Origin of the sequence: Streptomyces sp. NPDC050315 (assembly GCF_040655775.1) — a bacterium.
Classification (GTDB): domain Bacteria; phylum Actinomycetota; class Actinomycetes; order Streptomycetales; family Streptomycetaceae; genus Streptomyces.
The window spans coordinates 75,531-85,232 of sequence record NZ_JBFAKN010000015.1; the positions used below are offsets into that span (position 1 = coordinate 75,531).

Consider the following 9,702-nt stretch of genomic DNA (forward strand, 5'->3'; position numbering starts at 1 on the left):
GCACAAAGGAGTCCCGTGATGACCCACACTTCTCGTCAGCTCGCCGCCCGCCCTGTCGCGGTGATCGGCGCAGGCACCCTCGGCCGCCGCATCGCGATGATGTTCGCCTCCGACGGGGGGCTGGTGCGCCTGTACGACCTGTCCGCCGACGTCCGGACCGCGGCCCTGGACTACGTCGCCGCGGAGCTGCCGGGGGTGGTCGCCTCCCGGCCCGGCGCCACCGAGGGCCGGGTGGTCGGCGTCGACACGCTGGAAGCCGCGCTGGACGACGCGTGGCTGGTCATCGAGGCGGTGCCCGAGCGGCTGGACCTCAAGCGCACCCTGTTCGCCGATCTGGACCGGATCGCCCCGGCCGACACCATCCTGGCCAGCAACTCCTCCTCCTACGCCTCCCGCCTGTTCGTCGACCGGGTGGAGCACAAGGAGCGGGTGCTGAACATGCACTTCTACATGCCGCCGGCGCAGAACGCGGTCGACCTGATGAGCGACGGGGCCACCGACCCCGCGGTCATCGAGCGGCTCAAGGACGAGCTGCCGCGCTATGGGGTGCACCCCTTCAAGGCCCGCCGGGAGAGCACCGGCTTCATCTTCAACCGGGTCTGGGCCGCGATCAAGCGCGAGGCGCTGGAGGTCGTGGCCGAAGGGGTGACCACGCCGGAGGATTTCGACGCGATGTTCCGGGTGAACACCGGCGCAAAGGTCGGGGTGTTCCGGATGATGGACCAGGTCGGCCTGGACGTCGTCCTCGACATCGAGAACCACTACGCCGCGGAGAATCCGCACTTGCCCGAGGGGCCCCGCCGACTGCTGCACGAGTACGTCGACACCGGCCGCCTCGGCGTGAAGACCGGCCGCGGCTTCTACGACGACTACGCCACCGCGGCGAGCGACGCCTGACGCACCGTCCGCATCACGTCGGGCCTCACTACTCGCACCCGTGACACCTCATGCGGCTTCGGGTGCGACGTAGCCGTGGGCGAGGTCGCGACGCTCGACCGAACCGGCAGCTGTGAGTCCCTTTTCAACCAGTTCTTCAAGCACCCGCTCCGCGAGCGTCGGCGTGTTCGGCCTGGGCTTTGGTGTGGGCGAGACGGTAGGAATCGGTGCCGGTCTGGATGATGGCGCCGTTGAAGGTGAGCCGGTCGACGATGGCCGCGCAGAGCCGGGGGTCGGTGAAGGTCTTGGTCCATCCTGAGAACGACTCGTTCGAGGCGATCGCGACGCTGTTCTTCTCCTCACGCTCGGTCAACACCTGGAACAGCAACTCCGCTCCGCGGCGGTCGAGTTCCATGTAGCCGAGTTCGTCGATGCATAAAAGATCGACGCGTCCGTAGCGGGCAATGGTCTTGGTCAGCTGCTTCTCGTCGGCGGCCTCGACCAGCTCGTTGACGAGCTTGGTGGCCAGCACGTAGCGGACCCGGAAGCCCTTCATCGCGGCCTCGGTGCCCAGCGCGATCAGCAGATGCGACTTGCCGGTTCCGGAGTCGCCGATCAGGCAGAGCGGCTCTCCCTTCTTCACCCAGTCACAGGTCGCGAGGGTGTTCACGGTGGCCGCATCGACGTTGGGGTTGGCCTCGAAGTCGAAGGACCGCAGGGACTTGTCCCGCGGGAACGCGGCCGCCTTGATGCGGCGCTCGGAACGGCGCCGGGCCCGGTCATCGCACTCGGTCATCAGCAGTTCGGCCAGGAAGGCCCGATACGACATCTGCTCCCGGGCCGCGCCGTCGGCGAGATCACCGAACTGCTGGCGGATGGAGGGCAGCCGCAGCAGCCGGCACGCCTGGTCGATCGAGGCGGTGGCAGCTTCTTCGGTCAGTCCGCGCTTACGTGGGCTCATGATGGCTCTTTCCGGTTCGCGGCCTTGTGGCCGCGGGGGCTCAACAGCTCGTCGTAGTGGGCCACCGAGGGCAGCGGCCGGGTGTCGGGCGGCAGATGGGACAGCCGCCAGTCGGACAGGAACGTGACCGTCGCCGCAGGCCCTTCCGCAAGGCCCGTGCTCGTCGCCGGAGCGGGCGGTTCGCCGGTGTCGCCCTCGGCCGCCTTGCGGGCCTCCAGAGCGACCGCGTCGGCCGTCAGGGCGCCCGCCCGGAACGCCGCGGCGAGCCCGGCGACCACCTGCTCGTGTTCCATGTGCCGGGCCAGCAGCAGGACCTCGATCAGGGCTCGGGTGCCGGCCGCGTCTCCGTGTGCCGCGCAGGCAGCCGCCCACCACTTGTCATGGACGGGGGTGAAGCGGCCCGCGGAGCGGGCCTGTTCCAGCGGAGTCGAGCCCGGAAACGCCCCGGGCTTGCGCATCAGAGCCTCCAGATAGTGGTCGAGCACGAGGCGGGATTCGCCCCGGCCGGCGAGCCGTTCGTGGCGGGCGACCTCGGTGCGGCCGTCGTAGACCACCAGGTCGTTGGCGTGCAGCAGGACCCGCAGCTGACGGCCGATGAACCGGACCGGCACCGAGTAGGTGTTGGAACGCACCGTGATCTGGCCGAAGCGGTTCACGCGCGGTGTGAACCACCGTCCCGTCTCGAACACCTCGGCGGGCAGCGGCTTCAGCATCGGCTGCTCGTGTGCGAAGGACTCGCCGATGGTGCGGGTCCGGGAACGCGGCCGGCGGCCCTCGTCCTGAAGGTCCCAGCGGTCGACCATCTCGTTGAGCTCGGCCAGCGAGGCGACCTCGGGGACCGGGACGAAGTGGTTGCGGCGGTAGTAGCCGATCTGTCCCTCGACCCCGCCCTTCTCATGGGCGCCCTCGATGCCGGGCCGGCAGTAGAAGGCGTCAATGCCCCAGTGCGAGCGGAACGCCGTCCAGCGGTCCGACTCCACCCGGGCCCGCCCCAGCCCCAGCACCCGCTCGACCGCGGCCCGCAGATTGTCGTAACGGATCTTCCCGCGAGGAACACCGCCCAGCCGGCGAAAGGCGTGCTCGTGTCCCTCCAGGAACGCTTCCTGCCCGCAGGAGGCGAACACCCTGTGCGCCGCCTTGCCCGAGTAGGACAGCCGCAGCGAGAACAGATAGACCCTGGTCGGCACCTCGGCGAGCACGATGTGCACGTCCCCGAAGTCGACCTCCGCCTCCATTCCGGGCAGGTGCCGCTGCGGGACGAACACCATCTCCGGACCGATCCCGGCCTCACGGCGGATCTCGCCCCGCCGGTCCTTCACATACAAACGGACCATGGAATACGAGATGTCGCGGGCCTCGTGCCCCTCGACCAGACGGTCAAAGATCCGCTGAGCAGTGTGCCGCTGCTTGGGCGGCGCATCCAGATCCGCCCGCAACATCCCATCGATCAACGGCTTGTAGGGATCGAGACGAGACTCCTTGCGCCGCGGTCTCTTCCTCGGCTCCGGCCACTTCCCGTCCAGAGCCCGCCGCACCGTCCGCCACGTCACGTTGTGCACCCGCTGCAACGACCGCAGCGACATCCCCATCAGATGATCCTTGCGGATCGCCGCGTACAGCTCGACCTTCGACTGCGAGTTACCCATGAGGCCCCCAGCCCCTAAGCACACCTCACAGTCCCACCACAAGCCCCTGACTGACGTCAAAACAAACCGACATCGCAAACTCGGTCAGAACGCGACTCCCCCACTCATCGCGAAACGACTCCCCAACACACGTCCATAGCCACCATGGAGGACAACGGCCGTGGCGCCTTCGAGACGTGGAATACCGGCGGCACCTACACGAGTGCCGACGGGGGCGTGTTGTCCTACACGGGAACGTTCACAGACGGATCGTTCGCCGAGCCCAGTGAGAAGCGGGAGGAGATGAGCAAGGACCTGCATGACGAGCCGGACTTCAGCTTCCCGGTGTCGGAGACGGAGTACACGCCCAAGGGCAGCTCCCGCTCGATGACCTGCGGCGTGATGGTGCACACATCGGCGCGGACAACGATGCCGTACTGCATGTGGGCCGACAGGTATACGTACGGCAGCGTCTCGCGTATCGATTCGGGCGACGCCCGCACGGCAGCCCCCAGCTCGATCGACATGGAGGCGTTCGCCGACTGGGCGAGCGGCATTCGTGACGAGGTGCGCATCCCGGTGAAATGAGAGGTGCCCGCCTCTCATACGGGTGTGGTTCGCCGGTGTCGATGGCAATGGCGAACCACACCCGTCGGCCTACTGGGACTGTGGCCGACCGGCCTTCTAGGACTGGCTACCGTTTGACGGAGACCCGCTGAGGCGGCCCATCCTCGGTGTCGTGCATGCCTCATTTGATGGGAACGGTGGCCCTGCCGCCTCGGCGCGCTGCATCAACCGCCGCTTGGTGGAGCTCCCGGGACTCGGACTCTGAAGAGCAGTGGGCGGGGCCGCCTTCCATCGTGAACCAATCCGAAGCTCCGGTGAACTGAACGGCGACCAACGCCAGTCCGTCATCAGAAGACCAAGTGGTGTGCACGGTGAGATCGCCGGTAACTACGCCTACCTCCACCGTGGCCACCCCACCCGGCCCGGCGATCACTCCAGTCGTCGTCCAGGAACTCCAAGCCGTCACTGCTCTCCTCGTCGCCCAGATGCCTCGCTCCATTACAGGAGCGCGCAACACCCACCGCTGGTAGCCAGTCACCACGATCCTCTCCGCGACGAGGGAGCGCACTTCCAGCTCCCGATCGACGGAGGAGCACTGCTTCGTATGCCCGGGCCGGGTAGCCCGACGACCGTGGTCAACCGGATACCTAGTGAGGGGGCGACTCCCAAAAATGAGGAGTCGTCCCCTCACTAGGCATCCGTACCGTCAATATTCCGACGGAATGCAAGCTGGCGGCGAGGTGAGGATTGCCTGACGTGGAGGTGCCTGGGACGGCAGACGGCGGGCAACCTCATGAAACGGGTGCCAGTTCTCCGCCGTCGGCGTGGTGCAGTTCGATGGCGCGTACCGCGGTGCGGACGAGGAGTGGGAAGTGCTCGTCGTTGAGCAACCAGTAGGTGGCATGCATCGTGCACCAGGCCGCTTCGAATCGTTCGCCGGGCTCCTCTCCGAACTCCTTCGTCACCGTGCGGGAGAGGAAGTCGGTGTACAGGCGCGGCCACAGCTTCTCGCGCGCGAGGTACCGGTCGAAGGCAGTCACCGCGCAGCGCATGAAGCGCTCGAAGTCTTCCGGCCCAAGAAACCGGAGCGTACAGCTGATGAGCTGCACGCCGGCGTCGACCTTGTAGGGCCAGTCAGCCCGCCGTCCCAGTTGCTGTTTCAGGAGCCAGCGGAGCTCAGATGAATAGGTGCTCTCGTCGAAGTCGTTCACGACGGCATCGCTAACGCACAATCCCGCCTCGGTGGGCAAGCCCCGCAGGCGTACCTCCCGGTTTCACTCGAAGGGCAGATGCAGCAGAAGGCCCCCGGAGCGAGAACTTCTGACTCCTCAGCACCGCACCACCGCCGCCTGGACTGACCCGTCTCAGTCAACCTGGGGCACGGCGCTGCTCTGACCAGCAGTACCTCACATCGAGTGAGACGGCGGGCAGTCGTCCGTCTCGGTCAACCTGAGGCGCGCCGTCGTTGTCAGGGCCGAGCCCGGGGCCGGTGACCTGTCCCGTCTCAGTCTTCCTGGGGCATGACCCAGATACGCCAGAAACCCGCCACGCGATGATCTTGCAGGGTTGAGCGCTTCGCCCGCCACCCGTTCGGCGCAGCATCGTTGGTGGTGACGTTGGGTTTCATCTGGGGGGGAGTGGCTTGTGACCCTCCCCGAGGCTGGACGCAGCGGGCGACATCGAGTGCCGGCGGCAAGCGGTCGGAAGGTCCGAGCAGCAGAAGGGGCGGCGACGTCGCCGCCCCTTCTGCTGCTCTCCAGGTCTTCCGGTTCACACCTCAGCGCGGAATCGTGTCGTGGATGGTGCGCTCACCCTCCGGTGCGGACGCAATCACATTCGGAATCTCCCTCACCGTGTTTCCCATGCGGGTGAGCACCCGGACGTAGGCGGCCTTGGCCCCGTCCCCTGTATCGGCGACATCCTCGTGGAAGTCCTTCACTGTCTTCTCCGAGCCGGGCCCCAGCTTGTCGACCAGGCCCTGGGGACGTTCCAGGTACAGCCGGACGAAAATGGAGAACGGCGCCGCCACCGCAGCAGGCTGCTGCACCTTGATCGACGCGATCTTGTCCAGGCCCGTTGCCTTCAACGAGTAAGTCTCATCCGAGTGGCGTTCGTTGAGTACGCAGCTCTCGCCCGTATGGTTCGGGCCGCTGTACAGGGTCACCGACGCCGGTTTGTCATCGAAGTTGAGCATGGATCCCCTTTGTCTTGACGTGGGATATCTGGGCACAGTCCACCCTGCCCCACTGGAAGTTATGGAATCAGCACCATGCTCAGCCAACCCCCGGATGGCCGAACACCCAGATGCGCGCACCAAACCGTCCACCACCGGCTCCTCGACCGCTGCCAGCCGCTCGACGGCGGCCACGGCGTCCCGGCAGTTCCCGCCCAGCGCAAGGCCCACCACCCCCGAGGCCGGATCCCTCCGAACTCCAAGATCATCCCGTGGCGGTTTTCTGGCGTATCTGGGTCATGCCCCTTCCTGGGGTATGAGCGGGCGATGCCTCGGAACCACTGAGACTGCCCCAGGTCGACGGAGACAGGACATGGACAGCCAGGCGGAGAGGCGCCCGCTCGGCTGGCCCGGCTCACATATTCCGACGGAATACCGACCTGAGCGTGAGGCGGCACGGGCTTGCCCGCTAAGGTCAGCCCCGGACAAGCAACTTCTCGTCTCAGGAGCACCCCCTATGGCCGGAGCCTCCGGACCCACGATGTCCTTCGGCAAGAAAAAGAAGAATCGGAGCATCTGGGACGATCCTGATGCAGCCGAGATCATCGACATCCCTCTCGAGCAACTCCACCCCAACCCCTTCAACCCGCGCGTGGTGTACCGAGACGAGGACATCGCCGAGCTCACGCAGTCGATCGAAGCTGAAGACGGCCTCCTGCAGGACCTGTCGGTCGCCGAGGTGGAACCCTTCCTGGAGTACTGGCGTGAGCGGCTGGAGGAAATCCAGCCGGAGCGACTGGAGGACCTGGAGAAGGCGCTCGGCTCGGCCCCTGCTGAGGACTACGTAATCCTCATCGGGCACAACCGACGCCTTGCCTTGGAACGAGCCGGACACGACACCGCGTCGAGCAAGGTCACCAACTCGAAGATCCCGCGGGCTCGGCTGCTCGGGCTCCCGGAGAACATGCGGCGCATTCAGCTCAACCCGATCGAGGAGGCCCGCGGCTTCCGCGAAGCCCTCGACGACGGCCTAACCCAGAGCGAAGTCGCCGCACAGACCGGATGCAAGCAACCGCACATCTCACGCCGCGTCAAGCTGCTGAAGCTTCCGGAAGAGATCCAGCACGCCATCATGCAGGGCATGCCCGTCGGTGAAGCCGAAACCCTGCTGGACAAGCTCACCTCTGCCGAGGATCAGCTGCGGGCATGGAAGCTGATGAGGGACGAGCAGCTGAAGGCCAGCATGGCCGCTGCGCGAGTCCTTACGCCACCGAAGCAGCGCACAACGTCGACACCTGAGCCGCAGAAGACCAGCACCTCCAAGCCGGTCGGGCTACCGGAACAACAGACAGACTCCCCCGCCAAGAACAAGACGGACGGGGCGCCCAGCTCAGGAAGCCGTACCTCTGAAGCACCGGACCAGCCCCAGACCAAGACGGACTCGCCCTCCCCCGCCGCTGAGGCGTCCGCTCTTCGCCGACAGGCGTGCCAGGAGCTGCTTGCCGCCGGCGTGCCCTCAAACCCGCGAGAGACTCTGCGCGTCTTGGCTCCGGCGCTTTTGGCAACGTCGAATGAGACCGCACGCGCTACGGCCCACGGCTGGCTGCGCTCGGCCGCCGAGCCCATCGGCCCCATGGTGTACCGACCCGACAGCTACTTCCAGGCCGTCGCCGCCGAGGGAGACGCTAAGCTGACCGCCCATGTGGCGCTCGCGGTGGCACTTGCCGTCGCTGAAGAGCGTGCGTCCCAGCCCGGACGGGACTGGGACGCACAGGACCGCGAGTACGTCCGTCACCTCACCACCATCGCGAACTACCAGCCCACCGCGTGGGAGCAGGAACGCCTGAGCGGTTGATGGACCGCACCTGTATTCCGTCGGAATGACCACGGGAACCCAGCATCAGGATTCCGACGGAATGCGCCAGGCCTAATCTGCCAGCAAAACCAGGAGACCTCATGGCACAGTCGCCGACGACGAACGAGCCCGATGACCCCCGCATGTTCGCCTTCTCCGTCATCGCCGGCGGCGCGGGCAAGACCCAGGGCGTCGTGAACCTGGCGGTCGAGATGGCCGGCCGCGGCCACCGTGTCGCCGTGTGGGACATGGACCCGCAGCGCACGGCCTCGCACATTCTCGGCTACCAGGACCCTCCCAAGGGGCAGCCGACCATCTATGACGTCCTGCTCGGCAACAACCAGCTGACCGAGGCAGTCGTCCCTGCCCGCCACCGAGTGGGGGAGGGCGATGACGAAGCCGCGTTCCGGGAAATCCCGAACCTCGAGCTCATCCTGGGCACGCCGGACATGGCCAATGCTGAGGTGACACTCGGCCAGGACGCCGGCGGTGTCCTGTGGCTGCAGAACGTGCTCGACGAACAGCTGCCCCCTGGCCGGTGGGACGTGATGCTCTTCGACTGCGGGCCGACACTCGGAATCCTGCTGCTGTCGATCGCCATGGTGGGGCCGGAGATTGTGGGCTGCATCGCCGATGAGTTCAAGTACATCATCGGGCTGCAGGACCTGGAGGAAACGCTCGACAAGGGCGCGCGGAAGTTCCGACGCTTCCGCTTCAAGACACAGGTGAAGCACATCCTCGCCACCAACATCCCGCTCAAGGCCGACGGCAGCGTCAACCGCGGTGCCGGAGCAGTCACGGATGACGCCATCAAGGCCGTCCACGGCAACGAGGACTGGAGCCCGATGCTCCTCCCCATCGTCCGCCGCAACATCCGCTTCAAGGACACCATCGTCAAGCAGAAGGCGCTCCGGTACCTCGCCCCGTCCTGCCCTGCTCTGGAAGACATCGCAGCTGTGGCTGACGCCCTGGGTGTGAAGAGGCTGAACTCCACCCGTAAGAAGCGCTGAGCGAGGCACGGGCGCGCTATTCCGACGGAATACTGAAGAACGCCAGCCGGGCGTCACCCCTTCACGGGTGACGCCCGGTACTGCCTTCCCGAGGCTCATGAACCCACGCAATGATCATTATTTGTCGGCGATCTGCGGGATCAACGGCGCCCTCGCTCCGTCAAAGCCCATACCGGCGCGACGTCACTATTCGCTGACGATCCGTCCCTGTTGATTCCCTGCTGATCCACTGTGTCCGACGTACGTGAGAGTGTGAAGCCTGATCAACGTGTACGCACGCTCAGGAGGCCGGAGACGGTGACCGCGGAAGCAACGACGCCTGTGACGCTCACACGGACCCACCGCGTCTTCATCGGCGTGGTCGTCGCGGGCGCGCTGGTCATCGCCGCGATCGGCTTCGCCGGTTCGTACTCGGCGGTCCGCGCGCTCGCCGAGCAGAAGGGCTTCGGCTCCTTCTCGTACGTCTTCCCGATCGGCATCGACGCGGGCATCGTCGTCCTCCTGGCGCTGGATCTCCTGCTCACCTGGATCCGCATTCCCTTCCCGCTGCTGCGCCAGACCGCCTGGCTGCTGACGGCCGCGACGATCGCCTTCAACGGCGCGGCGGCCTGGCCCGACCCGCTCGGCGTCGGGAT

The 9,702-nt window shown here is 66.5% G+C and carries 10 protein-coding genes; 5 read left to right on the plus strand and 5 right to left on the minus strand.

Annotated features, from left to right (window positions below; genetic code table 11):
* Positions 1-18 precede the first annotated feature (18 nt).
* Positions 19-897 (plus strand): 3-hydroxyacyl-CoA dehydrogenase family protein, encoded by an 879-nt coding sequence (locus tag AB0I82_RS35470; RefSeq protein ID WP_363261613.1) that lies wholly within the window; start codon positions 19-21, stop codon positions 895-897.
* Positions 898-1,033: 136 nt separating this feature from the next.
* Here AB0I82_RS35470 and istB read toward each other — a convergent pair whose 3' ends face one another.
* Both istB and istA read right to left on the minus strand, forming a co-directional pair.
* Positions 1,034-1,840, minus strand: coding sequence for an IS21-like element helper ATPase IstB (gene istB, locus AB0I82_RS35475; RefSeq protein WP_363261624.1), 807 nt, complete (start codon positions 1,838-1,840; stop codon positions 1,034-1,036).
* Positions 1,834-3,483: an IS21 family transposase gene (gene istA, locus AB0I82_RS35480; protein WP_363261614.1), complete on the minus strand. Its 1,650-nt coding sequence runs from the start codon at positions 3,481-3,483 to the stop codon at positions 1,834-1,836. Before istA ends, istB begins: the two co-directional genes overlap by 7 nt.
* 144 nt (positions 3,484-3,627) lie before the next feature.
* Between istA and AB0I82_RS35485 the strand changes: the two genes are divergently transcribed.
* Positions 3,628-4,050 (plus strand): hypothetical protein, encoded by a 423-nt coding sequence (locus AB0I82_RS35485; RefSeq protein WP_363261615.1) that lies wholly within the window; start codon positions 3,628-3,630, stop codon positions 4,048-4,050.
* A 160-nt stretch (positions 4,051-4,210) separates the two neighbouring features.
* Here AB0I82_RS35485 and AB0I82_RS35490 read toward each other — a convergent pair whose 3' ends face one another.
* The 3 genes from AB0I82_RS35490 to AB0I82_RS35500 form a co-directional block, all read right to left on the minus strand.
* Positions 4,211-4,528 carry a hypothetical protein gene (locus tag AB0I82_RS35490; protein WP_363261625.1) on the minus strand — a complete coding sequence of 106 codons (318 nt, stop codon included), beginning with the start codon at positions 4,526-4,528 and terminating at the stop codon, positions 4,211-4,213.
* Between the two features lie 292 nt (positions 4,529-4,820).
* Positions 4,821-5,240: a hypothetical protein gene (locus AB0I82_RS35495; protein ID WP_363261616.1), complete on the minus strand. Its 420-nt coding sequence runs from the start codon at positions 5,238-5,240 to the stop codon at positions 4,821-4,823.
* Positions 5,241-5,806: 566 nt separating this feature from the next.
* Positions 5,807-6,223: a hypothetical protein gene (locus AB0I82_RS35500; protein WP_363261617.1), complete on the minus strand. Its 417-nt coding sequence runs from the start codon at positions 6,221-6,223 to the stop codon at positions 5,807-5,809.
* 520 nt (positions 6,224-6,743) lie between these two features.
* Here AB0I82_RS35500 and AB0I82_RS35505 point away from each other — a divergent pair.
* The 3 genes from AB0I82_RS35505 to AB0I82_RS35515 all read left to right on the plus strand — a co-directional run.
* Positions 6,744-8,057: a hypothetical protein gene (locus AB0I82_RS35505; protein ID WP_363261618.1), complete on the plus strand. Its 1,314-nt coding sequence runs from the start codon at positions 6,744-6,746 to the stop codon at positions 8,055-8,057.
* 101 nt (positions 8,058-8,158) lie between these two features.
* A complete protein-coding gene (locus AB0I82_RS35510; protein ID WP_363261619.1) occupies positions 8,159-9,067 on the plus strand; it encodes a ParA family protein in 909 nt (302 codons plus the stop codon).
* A 297-nt stretch (positions 9,068-9,364) separates the two neighbouring features.
* Positions 9,365-9,702: DUF2637 domain-containing protein (locus AB0I82_RS35515; RefSeq protein ID WP_363261620.1), on the plus strand; the 338-nt coding region annotated here is incomplete at its 3' end.

What these genes read in the sequence shown, in the direction of transcription:
- AB0I82_RS35485 (WP_363261615.1), top strand. Translation starts at nt 3,628, where the DNA reads ATGGAGGACAACGGCCGTGGCGCCTTCGAGACGTGGAATACCGGCGGC.
- AB0I82_RS35470 (WP_363261613.1), top strand. Translation starts at nt 19, where the DNA reads ATGACCCACACTTCTCGTCAGCTCGCCGCCCGCCCTGTCGCGGTGATC.
- istA (WP_363261614.1), bottom strand. Translation starts at nt 3,483, where the DNA reads ATGGGTAACTCGCAGTCGAAGGTCGAGCTGTACGCGGCGATCCGCAAG.
- AB0I82_RS35510 (WP_363261619.1), top strand. Translation starts at nt 8,159, where the DNA reads ATGGCACAGTCGCCGACGACGAACGAGCCCGATGACCCCCGCATGTTC.
- AB0I82_RS35490 (WP_363261625.1), bottom strand. Translation starts at nt 4,528, where the DNA reads ATGGAGCGAGGCATCTGGGCGACGAGGAGAGCAGTGACGGCTTGGAGT.
- AB0I82_RS35505 (WP_363261618.1), top strand. Translation starts at nt 6,744, where the DNA reads ATGTCCTTCGGCAAGAAAAAGAAGAATCGGAGCATCTGGGACGATCCT.
- AB0I82_RS35500 (WP_363261617.1), bottom strand. Translation starts at nt 6,223, where the DNA reads ATGCTCAACTTCGATGACAAACCGGCGTCGGTGACCCTGTACAGCGGC.